This is a genomic window from Streptomyces sp. NPDC051286 (assembly GCF_044455345.1).
In the GTDB taxonomy this organism is placed as follows: Bacteria; Actinomycetota; Actinomycetes; order Streptomycetales; family Streptomycetaceae; genus Streptomyces.
In genome coordinates this window covers 279,358-300,886 of sequence record NZ_JBITER010000002.1, presented here as the reverse complement: position 1 = coordinate 300,886, position 21,529 = coordinate 279,358, and the positions used below count along the sequence as shown (strand labels likewise).

Below are 21,529 nucleotides of genomic sequence, written 5' to 3'. Positions count from 1 at the left end.
TTCAGGATTTCAGGGTCGTGCGCTGTTCTTTCGCCGGTTCGCGACCAGCTGGCCGGCGACAACCACCAGTACGGCAATGATGAACATCGCCGTGCCGATGACGTTGATCTGCACGGGTGTGCCGCGCTGTGCCGAACCCCAGACGAACATGGGGAAGGTCACGGTCGAGCCCGCGTTGAAATTGGTGATGATGAAATCGTCGAAGGAGAGCGCGAAGGCGAGCAGCGCTCCTGCGGCGATTCCGGGGGCGGCGATCGGCAGGGTCACCCGCAGGAAGGTCTGCACGGGGCCCGCGTACAGATCGCGGGCCGCCTCCTCCAGCCTCGGGTCCATCGACATCACGCGCGCCTTGACCGCCGTCACGACGAAACTCAGGCAGAACATGATGTGCGCAATAAGGATCGTCCAGAAACCGAGCTGCGCACCCATGTTGAGGAAGAGCGTGAGCAGCGAGGCGGCCATGACGACCTCGGGCATCGCCATCGGCAGGAAGATCAGCGAGTTGATCGCGCCACGCGCCCGGAAGCGGTAGCGGACCAGCGCGAAGGAGATCATCGTGCCGAGCGCGGTCGCGCCGATGGTCGCCCAGGTGGCGATCTGAAGAGAGAGCGAGAGCGAGCCGCACATGTCGGCGACGCCGCAGGGGTCCTTCCAGGCGTCCAGTGAGAAGCGCTGCCAGGCGTAGTTGAAGCGCCCGTTCGGCTTGTTGAAGGAGAACACCATGACGACGATGTTCGGCAGGATCATGTACGCGAGGGTCAGCAGACCCGCGATGACGATCAGATGGCGGCGGAGCCAGCGCAGTACGGACATCAGACCAGGTCCTCCGTCCCGGAGCGGCGGATGTAGACGGTGACCATCAGCAGGACCACCGCCATGAGGATGAAGGAGAGCGCGGCCGCCATCGGGTAGTCGAGGACGCGCAGGAACTGGGTCTGGATGACGCTGCCGACCATCTTGGTGTCGGTGGAGCCCAGCAGTTCCGCGTTGACGTAGTCACCGCTGGCCGGGATGAAGGTCAGCAGCGTGCCGGAGACGACGCCCGGCATGGAGAGCGGGAACGTCACCTTGCGGAAGGTGGTGGCGGGGGTGGCGTACAGGTCGCCGGCCGCCTCGTGCAGCCTGCCGTCGATCCGCTCCAGCGAGGTGTAGAGCGGCAGGATCATGAACGGCAGGAAGTTGTACGTCAGACCGCAGACCACCGCCATCGGCGTGGCCAGCACCCGGTTGTTCTCGGTCCAGCCGAGCCAGCTGGTGACGTCCAGGACGTGCAGGGTGTTCAGCACGTCGACGACCGCACCGCCGTCCGCGAGGATCGTCTTCCAGGCGAGCGTACGGATCAGGAAGCTGGTGAAGAACGGCGCGATGACCAGCACCAGCACCACGTTGCGCCAGCGGCCCGCCTTGAACGCGATGAGATACGCGAGCGGGTAGCCGAGCAGCAGGCACAGGATCGTCGCGGTGCCCGCGTACAGCAGGGACCTGATGAACTGCGGGTAGTACTCGGACAGCGCGTCCCAGTAGGTCTGGAAGTGCCAGGTGACCTCGAACCCCTTCTCCAGGGATCCGGTCTGTACGGAGGTCGACGCCTGGTAGACCATCGGCAGCGCAAAGAAGACGACGAGCCACAGGATGCCGGGGAGCAGCAGCCAGTACGGCACGAGCCGCTTGCGGGTGGAGGCCTTGCGTACAGGGAGTTCGGCGGGGTCTGTGGGCGGCGCGGGCGGCGCTTCGGTGACGGTCACGTCGCGTCCTCCACCGTCTCCACGCCTGCGTCGATGTCCTGGGCCGCGTCGAGGCCGAAGGTGTGCGCGGGGTTCCAGTGCAGAACGACGTCGGCTCCCGGGGTGAGCCGGGTGTCGCGCTCAATGTTCTGCTCGTACACCTGAAGCGCCTTGCCGGCCGGGCTCTCCACCACGTACTGCGTGGAGACACCGATGAAGCTGGAGTCGGTGATCCGGCCGGTGACCCGGTTGCGTCCGGCGGCTATGGAGTCCGCGTCGTCGGCGTGGGCGAGGGAGATCTTCTCCGGACGGACACCGAGCAGCAGCTTGCCGCCACGGGCGGTCGGGGCCTGGCACCGCCCGGCGGGCAGCCGCAGCGTCATGCCGCCCGCACCGACCAGGATGTCCTCGCCGGCCTCGGTGATCTCGCCCTCGATGAGGTTGGAGGTGCCGAGGAAGTTGGCGACGAACGTCGTCTTCGGATTCTCGTACAGATCCGCCGGGGCGCCGAGCTGTTCGACGCGGCCCGCGTTCATCACCGCGACGGTGTCGGCCATGGTCATGGCCTCCTCCTGGTCGTGGGTGACATGGATGAACGTGATGCCGACCTCGGTCTGGATGCGCTTGAGCTCCAGCTGCATCTGGCGGCGCAGCTTGAGGTCGAGGGCGCCGAGGGGCTCGTCGAGCAGGAGCACCTGCGGGTGGTTGATCAGGGCGCGGGCGACGGCGACGCGCTGCTGCTGGCCGCCGGAGAGCTGGTGCGGTTTGCGCTTCGCGAAGTCGCCGAGCTGGACGAGCTCCAGCATGTCGTCGACCTGCTTCTTGACCGACTTGATGCCGCGCCGGCGCAGACCGAAGGCGACGTTCTCGCTGATGTCGAGGTGCGGGAAGAGCGCATAGCTCTGGAAGACGGTGTTGACAGGCCGCTTGTACGGGGGGAGGTCGGTGATGTCCCGGCCGCCCAGCGAGATGGTGCCGGTGGTGGCCTCCTCCAGCCCCGCGATCATCCGCAGGGTGGTGGTCTTGCCGCAGCCGGACGCCCCGAGCAGGGCGAAGAAGGAGCCCTGCGGAACGGTCAGATCGAGCGGCTGGACGGCTTTGAAGGAGCCGTACGTCTTGCTGATCCCGGTGAGGCGGACGTCGCCGCCTTCTGTCTGCTGCTGTGTCATGGGTCGGAGTCCCAGTGGTGTCAGGGGGAGATCGGGGGGAAGGAATGTCGGGTCGGTCAGGCGCCGATGAGCTTGGCGAACTTCTCCTCGTACGCCGTCTCTTCCTTGGAGGTCAGCGAGCGGAAGGCGTGCGACCGGGCCGCCATCTCCTTGTCGGGAAGGATCAGGACGTTGTCGGCCATCGCCTGGTCGATCTTCGCCAGTTCGTCGCGGACTCCGTCGACCGGACAGACGAAGTTGATGTACGCGGCGAGCTTGGCGGCGACCGGCGGCTCGTAGTAGTAGTCGATGAGTTTCTCGGCGTTGGTCTTGTGCCGGGCCTTCACCGGGACGAGCAGGTTGTCGCTGGAAATGATGTAACCGGCGGCCGGGATGGCGTACTTGATGTCCGGGTTTCCGGCCTGGAGCTGGATGATGTCGCCCGCCCAGGCGACGCAGGCGGCAATGTCGCCCTTGTCGAGGTCTGCCGTGTAGTCGTTGCCGGTGAAGCGCCGGATCTGGTTCTTGTCGACGCCCTTCTGGAGCCGGCCGATCGCGGCGTCGTAGTCGGCGTCGGTGAAGGTGCCGGGGTCCTTGCCCATGTCGAGCAGGGTCATGCCGATCGAGTCGCGCATCTCCGAGAGGAAGCTGACCCGTCCCTTGAGCTTCGGGTCGTCGAGCAGCTGGCTGACGGAATCGACTTTACGGCCTCCGGTCGCCTTGGAGTTGTAGGCGATGACGGTGGGTATGCCCGCCCACGGGTACGAGTAGGCGCGGCCGGGGTCCCAGTCCGGGGAGCGGAACTGGGCCGAGAGGTTGGCGTAGGCGTGCGGCAGGTTCGACGCGTCGAGCTTCTGCGCCCAGCCGAGGCGGACGATGCGTGCGGCCAGCCAGTCGGTGACGTTGATGATGTCGCGGCCGGTGTCCTGGCCGGCCGCGAGCTGCGGCTTGATCTTGCCGAAGAACTCGACGTTGTCGTTGATGTCCTCGGTGTACTTGACCTGGATCCCGGTGCGCTCGGTGAACGCCTCCAGGGTGGGCCGGTGCTTGCCGTCGTCGGTGACGTCCATGTACTCGGTCCAGTTGGAGAAGTTGACCTGCTTCTCCTTGGCCGAGTGGTCGTCGGAGGCCGCCGCTGCGTCCCCCTCCCGCTGCGCGGGCGGGATGCCGCACGCGCTCAGCGTGCCCAGGCCGCCGAGCGCGAGCGCGCCCATGCCGGAGGCGCGCAGCAACGAACGGCGGGTGAGGGCACCCCTGCCACTGGTGAGACTGCGCCGCATCGCGGCCAGTTGGGCCGCGGAGAGGTGCTCCGGCTCGTACTGCTCCATGCGCGTTGCCCTTTCGGGTGGGTGTGGCCGTTGTCCGGCCTGGTTATCGGTCCCCGAAGATCGTGCGGTGCCAGTCCTTGCGGACGACCGCGGTGTTGTCGTACATCACGTGCTTGACCTGTGTGTACTCCTCGAACGAGTACACCGACATGTCCTTGCCGAAGCCGCTGGCCTTGTATCCGCCGTGCGGCATCTCGCTGATGATCGGGATGTGGTCGTTGACCCAGACGCAGCCCGCCTTGATCTCGCGGGTGGCGCGGCCCGCCCGGTACAGGTCGCGGCTCCAGGCGGAGGCGGCGAGTCCGTACGGGGTGTCGTTGGCGAGGGCGATGCCCTCGTCATCAGTGTCGAAGGGCAGCACGACCAGGACCGGGCCGAAAATCTCCGACTGGACGATCTCGCTGTCCTGAGCGGCGCCCGCGACGAGCGTCGGCCGGTAGTAGGCACCGTCCGCGAGGTCGCCGCCGGGGGCCTCACCGCCGGTCACGACGGTGGCGTACGCACGGGCGCGCTCGACGAAGCCGGCGACCCGGTCCCGCTGGGCGTGGCTGATCAGCGGGCCGAGGTCGGTCGACGGGTCGAAGGGATCGCCGAGCCGGACGGTCTCCATCAGCGAGGCGACGCCCTGGACGAAGGCGTCGTAGAGCGGCCGCTGGACGTAGGCGCGGGTGGCGGCGGTGCAGTCCTGACCCGTGTTGATGAGCGCTCCGGCGACCGCGCCGTTGACAGCGGCCTCCAGGTCGGCGTCGTCGAAGACCACGAAGGGGGCCTTGCCGCCGAGTTCGAGGTGGAGGCGCTTGACGGTGGCGGTGGCGATCTCCGCGACCCGCTTGCCGACGGCGGTGGAGCCGGTGAAGGAGGTCATCACGACGTCCGGGTGGCCGACGAGATGTTCGCCCGCGTCCTTGCCCGCGCCGGTGACGATGTTGATCACACCGTCCGGGATGCCTGCCTCGGTGGCCGCCTGGGCGAACATCAGCGAGGTCAGCGGGGTGATCTCGGCGGGCTTCAGCACGATCGTGTTGCCCGCCGCGACCGCCGGGAGGACCTTCCAGGCGGCCATCTGGAGCGGGTAGTTCCAGGGGGCGATCGAGCCGACGACGCCGATGGCCTCGCGGCGTACGTACGAGGTGTGGTCGCCGTCGTACTCCCCGGCGGCCTTGCCTTCCAGGTGGCGGGCGGCGCCGGCGAAGAAGGAGGTGTTGTCGACGGTGCCGGGCACGTCGAACTCGGTGGAGAGCTTGATGGGCTTGCCGCACTGGAGCGACTCGGCGTACGCGAAGTCGTCGGCCTGCTCCGCGAGGACGGCGGCGAACCGGTGCATCGCCTCGGACCGCTCGGCCGGGGTGGCACCCGACCAGCCGGGGAACGCCTCGCGGGCGGCCGCGACGGCCGCGTCGACATCGGCGGTGCCCGCCAGTTCGTAGGTGTAGACGATCTCACCCGTAGCCGGGTTCACGACGTCGTGGCTGCGTCCCGATGTGCCGGAGCGCAGCTTTCCGCCGATGTACTGCGCGCCGGCCGCGAAGCGGTCCCGCACGTGGAAGCCGTTGCCCATGACGCTCTCCTCCGCCGCTGTCTCCGTGAACCGGGGCGGCGTACCTTCTGCTCGATTTGAGTGCCGATCCTGACAGAGGAGGCTGACCCCAACAAGTGATTCCGTTGTTGCCTTTTGGTTACGCGACGGAAACTGTCGACCATGTGTCGTGTCGCTGCGGAAATCCACGTACGGAGTGTCAGTGGCGGATGCCAGACTCGCATGTCATGGAACACCTGAGCGAGCTCGTGGCGCGGACCCGTCGCGGTGAGAAAGTGAAGTACCTGCCGTTCTGGGGGCACCGCCCTCGGCCGGACGGGCGGATCGGTGCGAGCTGCCTCAGCCAGTGGTGGCCTGCGCCGTTCACGGTCGACGGGGTGACGTATGCGTCGGCCGAGCACTGGATGATGGCCGGCAAGGCGCGGCTCTTCGGCGACGCGGAGGCGGAGCACCGTGCGCTGTCCGCGAGCAGCCCCGCGGCGGCGAAGAAGGCGGGCCGGCTGGTCCGCGCCTTCGACGACACGGTGTGGGAGCGGGAGCGGTTCGCCCTGGTGGTGGCGGGCAGTGTCCACAAGTTCGGCCAGGACGCCGGGCTGCGCGCGTTCCTGCTGAACACCGGGGACCGGGTGCTGGTCGAGGCAAGCCCCCTGGACAGGATCTGGGGCATCGGACTGGCGGCGGACGACCCGCGAGCAAAAAATCCGGAGCGCTGGCGGGGGCTGAATCTGCTGGGGTTCGCCCTCATGGAGGCGCGAACACGGCTGCGCGCCGTGCCCGACGGGACATGAAAAGGCCCGCGGGGCGGTCGGGGTACTCCCCACCGCCCCGCGGGCCTTGCTCTGTGCAGCGGCATTCCTGCCTCTACCGCGTGCCGTCCACGACCAGGGACATTCCGTACGTGTCGTCGTAGGAGTCCTGGTTGTTGAAGTCGTGGCTGACGCCCCAGATCAGGAAGCCCAGGAACGCTCCGCTGATCACGATGCCGAGCGAGCCCAGGATGATGCCGGCCAGCGCGACGCCGCCGTTGTTCGCCTCACCCCGGCTGACCCGGCCGCGGCCTATGACACCGAAGATCAGCGCGAGGACGCCGAGGACGACCCCGAGCCCCCACATGCAGAAGCCGGCCACGGCGATGATGCCGAGCACCATCGACGCGATACCCAGCCCGTTCGCGGGCGCCGGTCCGCCCCAAGCCCCCTGGCCGTAGCCGGGGTAGCCCGGATATCCGCCGTACTGCGGGGCTGGTGCGGCAGGGTACCCGTACTGTCCTGCCGGAGGGACCTGCTGCCCGGGACCGCCCGGCGCGATCGGCGGCGGCGGTACGTTCCCGGGCGCTTGTCCCGCTCCGGGCAGAGGGCCGGTCCCCGGTGCGGCAAAGGGGCCGGTCCCGGGTGCGGCGCCGAACCCCGCCGTGGGCGCCGGTCCCGTTCCTGTGGCCGGCATCGAGGTGACCGTCTGCTGGTCGTGCACAGCGGGCGGGCGCGGGTCACCGGGCTGCTTCTCCAGCGGCACCCTGCTGTCCGGCGGAGCCCATGGATCGCGTGGCGCAGCCCCGTCCGCGGGCTGCTCTGTGTTCTCTGACATGGGCCTCCCCCATCGTGGTCCCGTCATGCTACGGGCCGCCCCGGCAACCATCACTCCGGCCTACGATGTTCCCCGTCCCACACCGGGCCGTCCCGTGCCCGGACGGCTCCACATCACGCCCCCGGAGGATCCGATGACCGATCTGCACGCCTTTATCGCGGGGCTGCCCAAGGCCGAACTGCATGTCCACCATGTCGGATCCGCCTCGCCCCGCATCGTCGCCGAACTGGCCGCCCACCACCCGGACTCCAAGGTCCCCACCGACCCCAAGGCGCTGGCCGACTACTTCTCCTTCACCGACTTCGGCCACTTCATCGACGTCTATCTCTCCGTCGTGGACCTGGTCCGCACCCCGGAGGACGTCCGGCTGCTGACCTTCGAGGTCGCCCGTGACATGGCCCGCCAGAACATCCGGTACGCGGAACTGACCGTCACCCCGTTCAGCTCGACCCGGCGCGGCATTCCGGAGCAGGGGTTCATGGAGGCGATAGAGGACGCCCGCAAGGCCGCCGAGGCCGAGCTCGGGGTCGTCCTGCGCTGGTGCTTCGACATTCCCGGTGAGGCCGGGCTCGAAGCAGCCGAGGAGACCACCCGGCTCGCCGTGGACCTGCGGCCCGAGGGGCTCGTCTCGTTCGGGCTCGGCGGTCCGGAGATCGGCGTGCCCCGCCCGCAGTTCAAGCCGTACTTCGACCGGGCGATCGCCGAGGGTCTGCACTCCGTCCCGCACGCCGGGGAGACCACGGGCCCGCAGACGATCTGGGACGCCCTCACCGAACTGCGCGCCGAGCGCATCGGCCACGGCACCAGCGCCACCCGGGACCGCAGGCTCCTCGACCACCTCGCCGAGCACCGGATCGCGCTGGAGGTCTGCCCGACCTCGAACATCGCAACCCGCGCCGTGACCGATCTCGACCTGCACCCGGTCAAGGAGATGGTGGACGCCGGAGTCCTGGTCACCATCAACAGCGACGACCCGCCGATGTTCGGCACCGACCTCAACACCGAGTACGCGGTGGCGGCCCGCCTCCTCGGTCTGGACGAGCAGGGTCTTGCGGCGCTCGCGAAGAACGCGGTGGAGGCCTCGTACCTCGACCCGGCCGGCAAGCGGACGCTGGCCGCCGAGATCGACACGTACACGTCGGACTGGCTGCAGCGCGTCGGCCGGTGACCGCCGTTGGTGACAATGGCCCCATGGCCGCCTCTGTCACCGCCGTAGCCCACCGCGGCGATCCGTACCGTGTCCGCGAGAACACCCTCCCTTCGATCCGCTCCGCCATCGAACGGGGGGCGGACGCGGTCGAGATCGATGTCCGGGTCACCCGCGACGGGGTACCGGTCCTGCTGCACGACGCCACGCTGGAGCGGCTGTGGGGGCACGAGCGCAGACTGGACCGGCTCACCCACCAGGAGCTCACCGAGCTGACGGCGGGCGGTGTGCCCACCCTGCGCGAGGCGCTGCTCGCCGCCGGGACGCACCGCCTCATGCTCGATCTGCCCGGCTCCACCGACGAGTCGGTACGAAAGACCATCGGCCTGGTCCGCGAGTGCGGGGCCGGGGAGCGTACGTACTACTGCGCGGGCCCCGAGGCCATGCTGCGGGTACGCGCCGCGGATCCGTCCGCCGAGATCGCCCTCACCTGGACGACCCTCGCCCCACCCCGCCCCGCCCTGCTGGACGTGGTGAGGCCGCGCTGGCTGAACTACCGGTTCGGGCTGGTGAGCCGGGAACTGACGGACCGTATCCACGGGGACGGGCTGCTGGTCTCCGCCTGGACGGCCGACACCAGGCGCACGATGCGCCGTCTGATCGGACACGGCGTCGACTCGATCACCACCAACCGGGTCGACGCCCTGCACGGTCTGCTCGCCAACTTCCGGTCCGCTGAGCTTTCTTGATCGATCCGGCATCATGGGTGGTGCCCCACCGCTGGTCGCGGAAACCGGTGCCCGAGGAGCAGATGTGACCGAACCGCACAGCAGCCCCCGTCCTGCCCGAGCCGGGCATCGTCTCGTGTGCGCGGTGGCGGACCGACCCGGGAACCACGGCGCCGGTGGTCGCCCAGTTCGGCACCGTCGCCCGGAAGCCCTGACAGCACCGACAGCATGCACATGAGAGACCTGGCCCCGAGGGTGCTCGGGGCCGGCCCCCGGACCGTGGACCTCACCGTCGCACTGCTGGTGCAGGCCGCGGTGACCATGCCGTTCGTCGTCCCGCGTGCCCCTGAGCTGCCGGAGGCGACATGGACGGCGTACGGGCTGACCACCTTGACCGTGCTGCCGCTGCTCGCCCGTCGGCGGGCACCGGTCGCGGCCCTGATCGGCGTGCTCCTGGCCGGTGGTCTGTACAAGTTCGCCGTCGACGGTCCGGGCCAGCCGCTCCCGTACACCGGCCTCGTGGCGTTCTACACGGTGGCCGAACTCTCCTCGCCGCTGAAACGGCTCGGCATCACGGTGCTCACGGCTGTGGCGGTGGTGTTCTCGGTCGGCCTCGACAGCAGCGAGATCAGGGAGCAGCTCTTCTCCCTCTTCGTGTTCGCCGCGGCCTACGCGTTCGGCCGGTTCACCGTGACACGCAAGGCCTATCTGAATGCGGTGGAGGACCGGGCCCGGCAGCTGGAGCTGACGCACCGGATCGAGGCCGAGCAGGCGGCGGCGCGCGAACGGGCCCGGATCGCACGGGAGATGCACGACATCCTGTCGCACGCGGTGAGCCTGATGATCGTGCAGGCGGAAGCCGGACCGGTCGCGGTCCGGACAGCGCCGGAACGTGCCGAGGCGGCGTTCGACGCGATCTCGGAGACGGGCCGGGACGCCATGGTGCAGCTGCGCCGGATGCTCGGCGTGCTGCGCGAGAACGAGAGCGCACCGGACGCACCCCGGGAACCCCAGCCCTCACTGGCGGAACTGCCGGCACTGATCGCGCGAGTACGCGGCAGCGGCCTGGACATCCCGTACGAGGTCACGGGCCCGGCCCGGCCGCTCGGCCTGGCCGTCGAGGCCACGGTGCACCGGATCGTGCAGGAGGCCCTGACGAACGCCGTCAAACACGCAGCCGCCGACACGGTGTCCGTACACCTGGCATACGGAACGGAAGCGTTGACCCTCACCATTACCGATGACGGCCGCGGTTCCGGGACCGGCACCGGCACCGGCACCGGCATGGGCCTGATCGGTATCCGGGAGCGCGCGGCGGCACACGGCGGCACCGCCGTCACCGGCCCGGGTCCGAATGGCCGGGGGTTCCGGGTCCGGGTGACGCTTCCACAGGGAGATACACGTACAGGAGTGGGAAGTTGACGATTCGTGTGGTGGTGGCCGACGACCAGGAGCTCGTGCGCAGCGGCTTCGCGATGATCCTTGCCGCACAGCCGGACATCGAGGTGGTGGCCGAGGCGGGCGACGGCGCCGCGGCAGTCGACGCGGTGCGCCGGCTGGCGCCCGACGTGGCGCTGCTCGACATTCGGATGCCCGGCACGGACGGCATCGAGGCGTGCCGCGCCATCAGCACGGAGACCGGCTGCCGGACGGTCATGCTCACCACCTTCGACTCGGACGATTACGTCTATGAGGCGTTGCACGCGGGGGCCAGCGGGTTTCTGCTCAAGGACGTGCGCCGCGACGATCTGGTGCACGCGGTACGGGTGGTGGCGGCCGGGGACTCGCTGCTGGCGCCCTCGGTGGCCCGCCGGCTGATCGCCGACTACACCTCGCGGCCGGCGGCCACAGCCGTGTCGTCGGCGGCGCGCCTCGACGTGCTGACCGCCCGCGAGCGCGAGACGCTGCTGCACCTGGCCCGCGGCCTGTCGAACGCGGAGATAGCGGCCGCGCTGGTCGTCAGCGAACACACGGTGAAAACCCATGTCGGCAATGTGCTGTCCAAGCTTGGACTGCGCGATCGGATCCAGGCGGTCATCTGCGCGTACGAGTGCGGCGTCGTCACTCCCTCGCCGGAGGGACAGCCGTCACCCGCCTCCCCCGCACAGGCGAGAAAAGCGCCCGGCGAGGACCGCTCGGCCGGGTGATCCGCCGGGGTCTGCGGATCAACAGGATGGAATCCACCAGCAGTTACGGATTCCCCGCCCAGGAGGCACCGGACATGAACGCCCGCACTTCCCGTACCGCCGTCGCAGCCGCCCTGCTCCTCAGCATCGCCGCCGGCCCGGCCGGACCGGCGCTCGCGGCAGACCGCACGCCGACGACCGCCGCCGCGACCACCGGGCAGGCCGCCCCGGACGCCGAGGCCCTGCGGGCCGCGATCGCCGGGCTCCCGAGAACCGACGCCACGGCCGCACTCGTCCGGGTCGCAGGCACCGCGGGAACCTGGCGAGGCAGCTCCGGTGTGCACGACCTGGAGTCGGGGCTCCCGGCGGATCCGGGGGGCCGCTTCCGGGCCGGTTCGGTCACCAAGGTCTTCACGGCGGCCGTCGTGCTGCAGCTGGCCGGGGAGGGGAAGCTCGACCTGAACCTGCCGGTCCGGCACTATCTGCCGGAGCTGATCCCGGCGGCGTACAAGAAGGTCACCGTGCGCCAACTGCTGAACCACACCAGCGGCATCCCGTCCGTCGGCTCCGGCGGCGACACGCTCGACGAGTGGTACGCGCACCGCTTCGATCTGCACGACGCGGCGGACATGGTGCGCGAAGCCACCTCCCAGCGGCCGGACTTCGCGCCCGGTACGCAGCAGCACTACGACAACATCGGCTACACCGTGGCGGGCCTGCTGATCGAGAAGGTCACGGGCCGCACGTACGAGTCGGAGGTGTCCCGTCGCATCCTGGGTCCCCTGGGACTGAAGGACACCGGCTTCCCCGGCACCGACCCGACGATCCGCGGCCCGCACAACCACGGCTACCAGGTCTTCGCCGGGGCCGACGGAACCAGCGAACTTCGCGATGTGACGGTGTGGGGGGCGACGGACGCCTGGGCGGCGGGCGATCTGATCTCCACCACCGCCGATCTGGAGCACTTCATCCGGGCCCTGTTCCGCGGGCGGGTGGTGCGCGGGCCGCTGCTGGAGGAGATGTTCACCCTGCCCGGGGCCTCGGTACGCGACTACGGCACGGGCGCCCGGGCCGCCTACAGCGCGGGTCTGTCGGTGATGAGGCTGGGCGGGCGTGAGGTGTGGGGCAAGACGGGTGGCCGCTGGGGTTACAACACAGCCGTCGCGGCCACCCGCGATCTCTCGCGGACCCTCGTCTACAGCGTCAATGCGACGGACGCGAAGGGGGAAGGCATGAATGCCACGGCGATGAACATCGTGGTGGCCGCCTTCGGTGCCCCGTCGGCCCGGTGACTCAGACCGTTGCCGCGGACGTCGGCCCGGCCACCGGGTCCGGCGTCATGTCCGCAGCGTACGACCGTGTTTGCGTGCCTTTTACCTCACCCCTGGACCGGTTTCACAACCCGACGATGGAGTTCCACTTCTTCGCCATCTCGGTGCGCTCCTCGGACGTGATGTCGCGGGCGATCGCCAGCCGTCTGCGCATCGCGTCGTCGGGGAAGATCAGCGGATTCTCGGCGAGCGCCGCGGTCTCTTCGTCCTTCGAGGAGGCCAGCACCTCGCGGGCGGCCGGGACGGGGCAGACGTAGTTGACCCAGGTCGCGAGCTCCGCGGCGACCTCCGGCTCGTAGTAGTAGTCGATCAGCTTCTCCGCATTGCGCTTGTGCCGGGCGAGGTTGGGGATCACAAGCGACTCCGCCCAGAGCTCGGCTCCTTCCTCCGGCACCATGAACTCGATCTCCGGGTTGTCCGCCTGCAGCTGGATGACATCTCCCGAATACGCCTGGCAGGCGAGCACATCACCGGTCGAGAGGTCCTTGATGTAGTCGTTCCCGGTGAAACGGCGGATGTGCTTCTTCTTCACCAGCTTCTCCACCTGGTCGCACATCGTGTAGAAGTCGTCCAGCGTCCACCGGGCGATGTCGACGCCGTTGCCCTGCATCAGCAAGGCGATGGACTCGTCGAGCCCGGACAGCAGCGTCACCTTGCCTCGCAGGTCGTCCGCCCACAGATCACTCATGTGCCGGACCTCGCGGCCGAGCTTCTTGCGGTTGTACGCGATGCCGGTGATCCCGGACTGCCAGGGAACGCTGCGCGTCCGCCCCTGGTCGAAGGCGGGGGAACGCAGCTGCGGGTCCAGGTATCTGGCGACATTGGGCTGCTTGGCCCGGTTCATCTCCTGCACCCATCCGAGCCGCACGAACCGGGCGACCAGCCAGTCACTGATGACGAACACGTCCCGGCCGGTCTGCTGATGGTTCATCAGCGCCGGGCTGATCTTCCCGAAGAACTCGTCGTTGTCGTTGATCTCCTCGGTGTACGTGACGGAGATCCCGGTGCGCTCGGCGAAGGCGTCGAGGGTGGGCCGCTTCGACTGGTCCTTGTCATCGGTGTCGATATACAGCGGCCAGTTGGCGAAATGCAGCGTGTGGTCGCCGCCGGAGTAGTCGTGTCCGGCGCGGTCGCCCGGCTGCACGTAGGCAGCGGGCACTCCGCAGCCGGCCAGCGTGACACCGGCCGCTCCCGCCCCGAAGGCGCGCAGCAGGGACCGGCGGGACATGGGGTTGTTCGGGATCGCTCGCACCTGCGCAGGATGCCCGGTCCAGAACGCGGCGGACAATGGACCAACCGTCCAGCAGAGCTGGCCTCTCTCGCACACCCTGTCGATGCGCCATCAGGCGGAGGACACGGGAACGGCCCCTCGAATTAGCACATTCGAGGGGCCGTCACCACCGCGGGGTGTCAGTCGTCGAGCGAGGTCATGACGTGCTTGATGCGCGTGTAGTCCTCGAAGCCGTACGCGGAGAGGTCCTTGCCGTAGCCGGACTTCTTGAATCCGCCGTGCGGCATCTCGGCGACGAGCGGGATGTGGGTGTTGATCCACACACAGCCGAAGTCGAGGTTCTTGGACATGCGCATCGCGCGGGCGTGGTCCTTGGTCCACACCGAGGAGGCGAGGGCGTACTCCACGCCGTTCGCGTACTCCACGGCCTGGTCCTCGTCGGTGAACGACTGGACCGTGATCACGGGTCCGAAGACCTCGTTCTGGACGATCTCGTCGTCCTGCCGCAGACCGGAGACGACGGTCGGGGCGTAGAAGTAGCCCTTCTCGCCGACCCGGTGGCCGCCCGCCTCGACCTTGGCATGCGCGGGCAGCCGGTCGATGAACCCGCTGACCTGCTTCAGCTGGTTGGCGTTGTTGAGCGGGCCGTAGAGCACGTCCTCGTCGTCCGGCTGCCCGGTCTTCGTGTCGGCGGCGGCCTTGGCGAGCGCGGTGACGAACTCGTCGTGGATCGACTCGTGGACGAGGACGCGGGTCGCGGCCGTACAGTCCTGACCCGCGTTGAAGAAGCCCGCGACGGAGATGCCCTCGACGGCCTTGGCGATGTCGGAGTCCTCGAAGACGACGACGGGCGCCTTGCCGCCGAGCTCCAGGTGAACGCGCTTGACGTCCTTGGCGGCGGACTCGGCGACCTGCATGCCGGCCCGTACCGAACCGGTGATGGAGGCCATCGCCGGGGTCCGGTGCTCAACCATCGCGCGGCCGGTCTCGCGGTCGCCGCAGATGACGTTGAAGACGCCCTTGGGCAGGATGTCGCCGATGATCTCGGCGATCAGCACGGTCGACGCCGGGGTGGTGTCGGACGGCTTGATGACGACGGTGTTGCCCGCGGCGAGCGCCGGGGCGAACTTCCATACGGCCATCATCATCGGGTAGTTCCACGGCGCGACCTGGGCGCAGACGCCGACCGGCTCGCGGCGGATGATGGAGGTCATCCCCTCCATGTACTCGCCGGCCGAGCGGCCTTCGAGCATCCGCGCCGCGCCCGCGAAGAAGCGGATCTGGTCCACCATCGGCGGGATCTCTTCGGTGCGGGTGAGCTCGATCGGCTTGCCGGTGTTCTCGGACTCGGCGGCGATCAGCTCCTCCGCCCGCGCCTCGAACGCGTCCGCGATCTTCAGCAGGGCCTTCTGGCGCCCGGCGGGCGTGGTGTCGCGCCAGGCGGGGAAGGCCGCCGCGGCTGCATCCATGGCGGCATCGACATCGGCCTGGCCGGAGAGCGGAGAGGTCGCGTAAACCTCTTCCGTCGCCGGGTTGACCACGTCGATGGTCCGCCCGTCCGCGGCGTCCCGGAACTCCCCGTTGATGTAGTTGCGCAGACGGCGCACCTCGGTGGTCACAACCACCCCTCCTGTCGACACGTCCAATGAGTGAGACGTCCAGCCTAGTCGCAGAGGTAACGCTTTCGACATACCCACCCGCCGAGAACTTCGGATTCAGTGAGATCTGGACCCTCAGACAACGAATTTCATCGATTGAGGGTTGCAAGACAGACGAGTCTCGGTGCACAGTGGATGCGTGGCCAGTCGCAGCGCAGACTCCAGGACCGGGAACGGATCGTCACCAGCGGTCGATGCCGTCTCTCTCGCAATCATCGAGCAGCTCCAGGAGGACGGGCGTCGTCCGTACGCCGCGATCGGCAAGGCCGTCGGCCTCTCCGAGGCGGCCGTGCGGCAGCGCGTCCAGAAGTTGCTCGATCAGGGCGTGATGCAGATCGTCGCCGTCACGGACCCGCTCACCGTGGGGTTCCGGCGGCAGGCGATGGTCGGCATCAATGTCGAAGGCGACCTCGATCCCGTCGCGGAAGCGCTGTCGGCCATGGCCGAGTGCGAGTACGTGGTGATGACCGCGGGCTCCTTCGACCTGATGGTGGAGATCGTCTGCGAGGACGACGACCACCTGCTGGAAACGATCAACAAACGCATCCGGGCCATCCCCGGCGTGCGCTCCACCGAGAGTTTCGTCTACCTGAAGCTCAAGAAGCAGACCTATATGTGGGGAACCCGATAGCCGTGAGCAAGGACCTCAGCCGAACCGCGTACGACCACCTGTGGATGCACTTCACCCGCATGTCGGACTACGAGAACGCGCCCGTTCCCACCATCGTGCGTGGCGAGGGCACCTACATCTATGACGACCAGGGCAAGCGCTACCTCGACGGCCTGTCCGGCCTGTTCGTGGTCAACGCCGGTCACGGCCGTCACGAGCTCGCCGAAGCTGCCTACAAGCAGGGCCAGGAGCTGGCCTTCTTCCCGGTGTGGTCCTACGCCCACCCGAAGGCCGTCGAACTGGCCGAGCGGCTCGCCGACTACGCGCCGGGCGACCTCAACAAGGTCTTCTTCACCACCGGCGGCGGCGAGGCCGTCGAGACCGCCTGGAAGCTTGCCAAGCAGTACTTCAAGCTCAAGGGCAAGCCGACCAAGTACAAGGTCATCTCGCGTGCGGTCGCCTACCACGGCACCCCGCAGGGTGCCCTGTCCATCACCGGCCTGCCGGCCCTGAAGGCCCCCTTCGAGCCGCTGGTCCCCGGCGCGCACAAGGTGCCGAACACCAACATCTACCGCGCCCCGATCCACGGCGACGACCCGGAGGCCTTCGGCCGCTGGGCCGCCGACCAGATCGAACAGGAGATCCTCTTCGAGGGACCGGAGACGGTCGCCGCGGTCTTCCTGGAGCCGGTGCAGAACGCCGGTGGCTGCTTCCCGCCGCCGCCCGGGTACTTCCAGCGGGTCCGCGAGATCTGTGACAAGTACGACGTGCTGCTCGTCTCCGACGAGGTCATCTGCGCCTTCGGCCGCCTCGGCACGATGTTCGCCTGCGACAAGTTCGGCTACGTGCCGGACATGATCACCTGCGCCAAGGGCATGACGTCGGGCTACTCCCCGATCGGCGCCTGCATCGTCTCGGACCGCATCGCCGAGCCGTTCTACGAGGGCGGCAACACCTTCCTGCACGGCTACACCTTCGGCGGCCACCCGGTCTCCGCGGCGGTCGGCCTCGCCAACCTCGACATCTTCGAGCGCGAGGGTCTCAACCAGCACGTCCTGGACAACGAGAACGCGTTCCTCACGACGCTGCAGAAGCTGCACGACCTGCCGATCGTCGGCGACGTCCGCGGCAACGGCTTCTTCTACGGCATCGAGCTGGTGAAGGACAAGGTCACCAAGGAGACGTTCACCGACGAGGAGACCGAGCGCGTTCTCTACGGCTTCCTCTCCAAGGCGCTGTACGACAACGGTCTGTACTGCCGGGCCGACGACCGCGGCGACCCGGTCGTGCAGCTCGCGCCGCCGCTGATCTCCGACCAGTCGACGTTCGACGAGATCGAGGGCATCCTCCGGAGCGTCCTGACGGAGGCCTGGACGAAGCTCTGAGAGGGACGGTGACCCGGGCCGCGGGTCGATCGGCTGATCGACCACGGATCGATTGACCGATTGACCCCGGCCCGATCACCAGCCGACTGCATTCCAGCGGTCATTTCATACGGTCCACGCGGCCCGGATGCGCCCATTCGAGTGGGAAGAAGCGCACCCGGGCCGCGTGCTGTGCACACACCGCGGTCCGAATCCTTACGGTGCCGAGTGACCGATCGGCCTCCTCTTCGTTCCCCCGTACGGGGGACGGGAAATCTGATCTGAACCGAGGTGTACGCCATGGTGGCCCCGCCGGACAACGACGTGATCTGGGCGCGTTCCCTGCACCACTCCCACAACGGCTCACCCGCGCTCGGCGGAATCTCCCTGGAGGTCCACGACGGCGAGATCCTCGCCGTGACCGGCCCACGAGGCAGCGGCAAGACGACTCTGCTGCACTGCCTCTCCGGCCAACTGGTGCCTCAGCAGGGCGAGGTGTGGTTCAACAGCGTCCCGGTCCACACCATGGGTCCGCGGCTGCGCGAGCGGCTGCGCCGTGACCGGTTCGGCTGGATCGCACCCGATCCCCAGCTCGTACCGGAGCTGAGCACCTGGGAGAACGCAGCGCTTCCCCTGCTGCTGCGCGGCACCTCGCACCGGGCCGCGAAGAAGACCGCCATGGAGTGGCTGGAGCGGCTCGACATCGGCATGTGCGCCAAGCAGCGGCCCCACATGCTGCTCCAGGGGCAGCGCCAGCGGATCGCCGTCGCCCGCGCGCTGGCCGGCTCACCCACGGTGATCTTCGCCGACGAGCCGACCGCGACGCTGCACCGCACGGACCGCACCCACGTGCTGCGGACACTGACGAGCGCGGCCCGCTCGCACGGCATCACGGTCGTGCTCGCCACCCATGACGTGGAGGTCGCCTCGCTGGCAGACCGCACCGTCCCGCTGCTGGACGGCCGCCGCGTCGCCACCGTCGCCCTGCCCGCGGTGTCCGATACGGAAGGCCACGCGGCGTGCTCGCTCTCCGTCTAGCCCGCGGTACCCATCCGCTGGTCCTGGTGCGGCGACTGCTGGTCGCGGCCGCCTCAGCCGGGGTCGGCTTCCTGCTGCTCTACACCCTGGTCTACGCGTCGACGCATCCGGCCTACTCGACCGCCTCGGTGCTGCGGCTGCTGTGGTGCTTCGTACCGCTGGCCGCCACCGTGCAGTTCGCGGTCGCGGTGGCCCGTACGGACCCGAGCACCCGCCCGCGTCCGGGGCTGTCCGCCGTCGGTCTGGGGCCGGTCCGGCTCGGTGTGCTGGCCGCGGTCTCCACCGCCATGTCCTGCACCCTCGGGTCGATGATGGCGCTGCTCCTCTTCATGCATCTGCGCGGCGATCGGACCGGGCTGCCGTTCGACGGCGCGGCGGCCGAACTGCTGGGCGCAGGAGCCCCGTTGCCGGTGGCCGCGGCCCTTGTTCTGCTGACGCTGGTGCCGGTGGCCGCGGCAGCGGCGAGCGCGTTGGCGCTGCGCACCCGGCCGCTACAGGCGGCGGTGCCGGAGGACGGCACGCAGGACATCGTGCCGGACGAGCAGATCCCGGCTCCGGCGGCTCCGCCGACCGGACTGCCATGGGGCGTGGCGCTGGCGGCGGCCGGTTTCGCGGTCGAGGCGTACGCGAGCCGTGATGGCGCGGGCAGCCCGTTCCCCCTGCCGGGAATTCCCGACGGCACCTCGGTGTGGGTGCTGGCGGGGTGGTCGCTGACGGCAATCGGTCTGGCCATGGCAGGTCCCGGACTGACATACCTCTGCGGACAGCTGCTGCAAACGGTGCGTCCCGGAGCCGTACGCCTGCTGGCCGGAAGGGTGCTGATGGACGAGGCGCGCCGGATCGGCCGGCCGCTGGGTGTGGTCTGCGCGGTGCTCTCCGCTGTGATCGCGGCGTCCGCGCTGTACGGGACGGGTCCGCTTCCCTTCGGCCCGCTCGCCGCGCTCGGCGCCGTACTGGTCCTGGGCTGCACGACGGCGACGCTGCTGACCTCCGCCCTGGAGGCGAAGCAGGCCCGCGCTCACCTGGCTCAGACGCTGCTGCGGCTCGGTGCGCCGGCCTCGGCGCTGCGGGCAGCGACGGCCCTGCGGGTCGGCATTCTGCTGGTCGTATTCACCCCGGTCACCTGGGCGATCGCCGAATTGGCCGCGCTGCCGCTGACCGCCTGAGGGCTGCCGGCAGACGCGGCGACCGGCACGACGGGCAGTGCGATGAGCACGGTGACGGCACCGCTGACTGCCACGATGCCGGTACGGCGGCGGTCCGGGCGCGATGGAGGCGGCAACCTCGGCGTGTACGCGGCGCCGCATCCCGATCCGATACCGGACAAGGCATGCGAACTCCTTGCCGTCGCCCCGTCGTTCACCCCGTCGATCGCCGACTGGACACTGGCCGCCTTCGCCGTGCGGGAACGCTGGCCGGACGGCGGCGGCTCGGTCTCGATCCCCACCTGGTTCTACGGTCATGAGCCGTCGAACCCGTTCGCGGACCACATCGCCACGTACTTCACCAACGCGCTGCGCGAGGACGGGCTGCTCGCCCGCTCCACGGCGGCGTCGTCTTCCTGCCCGGCGCCGCCGGAGTCGTTCCGGATCTTCTGAAGCTGCTTGAGGTGTTGCCCGAGGCGGTCGAAACCGCTCTCCCGGAACGCCCTGCAATGGTCCAGCCACTGCGTGGCGTCCGCCAGCGGCACCGCCTCCAGCCTGCACGGCCGCCACTGCGCCGACCGGCCGCGCGTGATCAGCCCGGCGCGCTCCAGCACCTTCGGATGCCGGGAAACCGCGGGCAGGCTCATGCCGGACGGGTCGGCACGTTCGGCGACCGTGGCATCGCCCGCGGTGAGCCGCGCGAGGATCGCGCGGCGCGTCGGGTCGGCCAGAGCTGCCGAGACGGCGCCGAGCCGGTCCGCTTCAGCCATGCCGGGGCGCGCTGTGCCCGCGGGACAGCCCTCAGAACGCCGCGGGCAGTACCACTGTCTCCGACGCGTCGAAGGTCACGCCCACCGACGCGCCCTCCTGAGGGGTGTCCCGCAGCGGGCACTCCGCCTCCAGGAGCGGTCCGCTCTCGGGATGAAGGGTCACGGCGACATGGTTGCCCCGGAAGGTGCGCGCGCCGACCGTGCAGCGCAGCCCCGACTCCGGGGATCCGAGCCGTACGCCCGCCGGGCGCACCAGCAGAGCGCACGGGCCCTGCGGCGAGCCGTCCGGCACCGGCACCTTCCCCCACGCCGTACCGGCCGCGGCGCCGGTCACCGTCGCGTCCACCACGTTGTCGAAGCCGAGGAACCGGGCGACGAACGCGGAGGCGGGGCGCTGCCAGACCTCCAACGGGGTGCCCGCCTGGGCGATCCGCCCGTCGCGCATCACGATGACCCGGTCGGCGAGGGCGAAGGCTTCGCCCTGGTCGTGGGTGACGGCGAGCACCGTCGTCCCCAACCGGGCGAAGAGGGTGCGTAGTTCGACGACGAGGCGTTCGCGCAGACTGCGGTCCAGCTGGCCGAGCGGCTCGTCCAGCATCAGCAGCTTCGGCCGCGGGGCGAGCGCCCGCGCGAGGGCGACGCGCTGCTGTTCTCCGCCGGACAGTGCGGCAACGGCCCGCCGTTCGGCGCCGGGCAGGCCCACCAGTTCGAGAAGTTCGGCGACCCTGCGGTCCTGGTCGCCGCGTGTGACGCCGTGCATGCGCAGCCCGAAGGCGACGTTGGCACCGACGTCCCGGTGCGGAAAGAGCTGATGATCCTGGAACATCAGGCCGAGACCGCGCCGGTGGACCGGCACGCCGACCTGGTCGACGCCGTCGAGGAGCACCCGGCCGCCGTCCGGCGGGTGCAGTCCGGCAACCACGCGCAGCAGGGTCGACTTGCCACTGCCGCTGGGCCCCAGGACGCAGACGATCTCGTGATCCCCGACCTTCAGATCCACCGCGTCGAGCGCCGCCCGCTTCCCGAAGAGGACTGTGGCGGATTCCAGTGTCAGCACGTC

General features: G+C 69.3%; 19 protein-coding genes and 3 pseudogenes. 12 read left to right on the top strand and 10 right to left on the bottom strand.

The window, feature by feature from the left end; translation table 11 throughout:
• Nucleotides 1-9: 9 nt before the first annotated feature.
• From ACIBB8_RS04560 to ACIBB8_RS04540, 5 genes are read right to left on the bottom strand one after another with little or no spacing between them, the layout of a single operon-like run.
• A complete protein-coding gene (locus tag ACIBB8_RS04560) occupies nucleotides 10-813 on the bottom strand; it encodes an ABC transporter permease (protein ID WP_398948936.1) in 804 nt (267 codons plus the stop codon).
• Nucleotides 813-1,745: an ABC transporter permease gene (locus ACIBB8_RS04555; RefSeq protein ID WP_398948935.1), complete on the bottom strand. Its 933-nt coding sequence runs from the start codon at nucleotides 1,743-1,745 to the stop codon at nucleotides 813-815. Before ACIBB8_RS04555 ends, ACIBB8_RS04560 begins: the two co-directional genes overlap by 1 nt.
• On the bottom strand, nucleotides 1,742-2,893 hold the full coding sequence (locus ACIBB8_RS04550; RefSeq protein WP_398948934.1) for an ABC transporter ATP-binding protein: 1,152 nt from the start codon (nucleotides 2,891-2,893) through the stop codon (nucleotides 1,742-1,744). The genes ACIBB8_RS04555 and ACIBB8_RS04550 overlap by 4 nt, the downstream gene beginning before the upstream one ends.
• A gap of 56 nt (nucleotides 2,894-2,949) precedes the next feature.
• Nucleotides 2,950-4,200: a PotD/PotF family extracellular solute-binding protein gene (locus ACIBB8_RS04545; protein ID WP_398948933.1), complete on the bottom strand. Its 1,251-nt coding sequence runs from the start codon at nucleotides 4,198-4,200 to the stop codon at nucleotides 2,950-2,952.
• A 43-nt stretch (nucleotides 4,201-4,243) separates the two neighbouring features.
• Nucleotides 4,244-5,758, bottom strand: coding sequence for a gamma-aminobutyraldehyde dehydrogenase (locus ACIBB8_RS04540; RefSeq protein ID WP_358860136.1), 1,515 nt, complete (start codon nucleotides 5,756-5,758; stop codon nucleotides 4,244-4,246).
• Nucleotides 5,759-5,964: 206 nt separating this feature from the next.
• Between ACIBB8_RS04540 and ACIBB8_RS04535 the strand changes: the two genes are divergently transcribed.
• Nucleotides 5,965-6,525 carry an NADAR family protein gene (locus tag ACIBB8_RS04535; RefSeq protein WP_398948932.1) on the top strand — a complete coding sequence of 187 codons (561 nt, stop codon included), beginning with the start codon at nucleotides 5,965-5,967 and terminating at the stop codon, nucleotides 6,523-6,525.
• A 73-nt stretch (nucleotides 6,526-6,598) separates the two neighbouring features.
• Here the strand turns inward: ACIBB8_RS04535 and ACIBB8_RS04530 are convergent, their stop codons facing one another.
• Nucleotides 6,599-7,321, bottom strand: a complete 723-nt coding sequence (locus tag ACIBB8_RS04530) for a DUF4190 domain-containing protein (RefSeq protein WP_398948931.1) — start codon at nucleotides 7,319-7,321, stop codon at nucleotides 6,599-6,601.
• 49 nt (nucleotides 7,322-7,370) lie between these two features.
• On the opposite strand from ACIBB8_RS04530, the gene ACIBB8_RS04525 reads away from it, so the two are divergent.
• The 6 genes and pseudogenes from ACIBB8_RS04525 (at nucleotide 7,371) to ACIBB8_RS04500 (ending at nucleotide 12,614) form a co-directional block, all read left to right on the top strand.
• Nucleotides 7,371-8,489 carry an adenosine deaminase gene (locus ACIBB8_RS04525; protein ID WP_398948963.1) on the top strand — a complete coding sequence of 373 codons (1,119 nt, stop codon included), beginning with the start codon at nucleotides 7,371-7,373 and terminating at the stop codon, nucleotides 8,487-8,489.
• 23 nt (nucleotides 8,490-8,512) lie between these two features.
• Complete coding sequence (locus ACIBB8_RS04520; RefSeq protein WP_398948930.1) at nucleotides 8,513-9,217, top strand: glycerophosphodiester phosphodiesterase; 705 nt, start codon at nucleotides 8,513-8,515, stop codon at nucleotides 9,215-9,217.
• A gap of 98 nt (nucleotides 9,218-9,315) precedes the next feature.
• Nucleotides 9,316-9,411: pseudogene (locus ACIBB8_RS04515) on the top strand (SAM-dependent methyltransferase); the annotation flags it as partial.
• Between the two features lie 19 nt (nucleotides 9,412-9,430).
• Nucleotides 9,431-10,618: a sensor histidine kinase gene (locus tag ACIBB8_RS04510; protein WP_398948929.1), complete on the top strand. Its 1,188-nt coding sequence runs from the start codon at nucleotides 9,431-9,433 to the stop codon at nucleotides 10,616-10,618.
• On the top strand, nucleotides 10,615-11,343 hold the full coding sequence (locus ACIBB8_RS04505; protein WP_398948928.1) for a response regulator: 729 nt from the start codon (nucleotides 10,615-10,617) through the stop codon (nucleotides 11,341-11,343). The genes ACIBB8_RS04510 and ACIBB8_RS04505 overlap by 4 nt, the downstream gene beginning before the upstream one ends.
• 74 nt (nucleotides 11,344-11,417) lie before the next feature.
• Nucleotides 11,418-12,614, top strand: coding sequence for a serine hydrolase domain-containing protein (locus tag ACIBB8_RS04500; RefSeq protein ID WP_398948962.1), 1,197 nt, complete (start codon nucleotides 11,418-11,420; stop codon nucleotides 12,612-12,614).
• 103 nt (nucleotides 12,615-12,717) lie between these two features.
• Here the strand turns inward: ACIBB8_RS04500 and ACIBB8_RS04495 are convergent, their stop codons facing one another.
• Together ACIBB8_RS04495 and ACIBB8_RS04490 are read right to left on the bottom strand one after the other, a co-directional pair.
• A complete protein-coding gene (locus tag ACIBB8_RS04495; RefSeq protein ID WP_398948961.1) occupies nucleotides 12,718-13,881 on the bottom strand; it encodes a PotD/PotF family extracellular solute-binding protein in 1,164 nt (387 codons plus the stop codon).
• Nucleotides 13,882-14,063: 182 nt separating this feature from the next.
• Nucleotides 14,064-15,503 (bottom strand): gamma-aminobutyraldehyde dehydrogenase, encoded by a 1,440-nt coding sequence (locus tag ACIBB8_RS04490; RefSeq protein WP_398948927.1) that lies wholly within the window; start codon nucleotides 15,501-15,503, stop codon nucleotides 14,064-14,066.
• Nucleotides 15,504-15,681: 178 nt separating this feature from the next.
• Here ACIBB8_RS04490 and ACIBB8_RS04485 point away from each other — a divergent pair, with 178 nt between their 5' ends.
• The 5 genes and pseudogenes from ACIBB8_RS04485 to ACIBB8_RS04465 form a co-directional block, all read left to right on the top strand.
• Complete coding sequence (locus ACIBB8_RS04485) at nucleotides 15,682-16,173, top strand: Lrp/AsnC family transcriptional regulator (protein WP_030928325.1); 492 nt, start codon at nucleotides 15,682-15,684, stop codon at nucleotides 16,171-16,173.
• Nucleotides 16,158-17,537 (top strand): aspartate aminotransferase family protein, encoded by a 1,380-nt coding sequence (locus tag ACIBB8_RS04480; RefSeq protein ID WP_393302900.1) that lies wholly within the window; start codon nucleotides 16,158-16,160, stop codon nucleotides 17,535-17,537. Before ACIBB8_RS04485 ends, ACIBB8_RS04480 begins: the two co-directional genes overlap by 16 nt.
• Nucleotides 17,538-17,816: 279 nt before the next feature.
• Nucleotides 17,817-18,554 (top strand): ABC transporter ATP-binding protein, encoded by a 738-nt coding sequence (locus ACIBB8_RS04475; RefSeq protein WP_398948925.1) that lies wholly within the window; start codon nucleotides 17,817-17,819, stop codon nucleotides 18,552-18,554.
• Nucleotides 18,536-19,720: a hypothetical protein gene (locus ACIBB8_RS04470; RefSeq protein ID WP_398948924.1), complete on the top strand. Its 1,185-nt coding sequence runs from the start codon at nucleotides 18,536-18,538 to the stop codon at nucleotides 19,718-19,720. The genes ACIBB8_RS04475 and ACIBB8_RS04470 overlap by 19 nt, the downstream gene beginning before the upstream one ends.
• An 85-nt stretch (nucleotides 19,721-19,805) precedes the next feature.
• Nucleotides 19,806-20,148 (top strand): annotated as a pseudogene (locus ACIBB8_RS04465) (Rossmann fold nucleotide-binding protein); the annotation flags it as partial.
• Between the two features lie 93 nt (nucleotides 20,149-20,241).
• On the opposite strand, the pseudogene ACIBB8_RS04460 reads toward ACIBB8_RS04465, so the two are convergent.
• Nucleotides 20,242-20,469 (bottom strand): annotated as a pseudogene (locus ACIBB8_RS04460) (ArsR/SmtB family transcription factor); the annotation flags it as partial.
• 31 nt (nucleotides 20,470-20,500) lie between these two features.
• Entirely contained in the window at nucleotides 20,501-21,526 is a 1,026-nt protein-coding gene (locus ACIBB8_RS04455) for an ABC transporter ATP-binding protein (protein WP_398948923.1), read from the bottom strand.
• Nucleotides 21,527-21,529 lie beyond the last annotated feature (3 nt).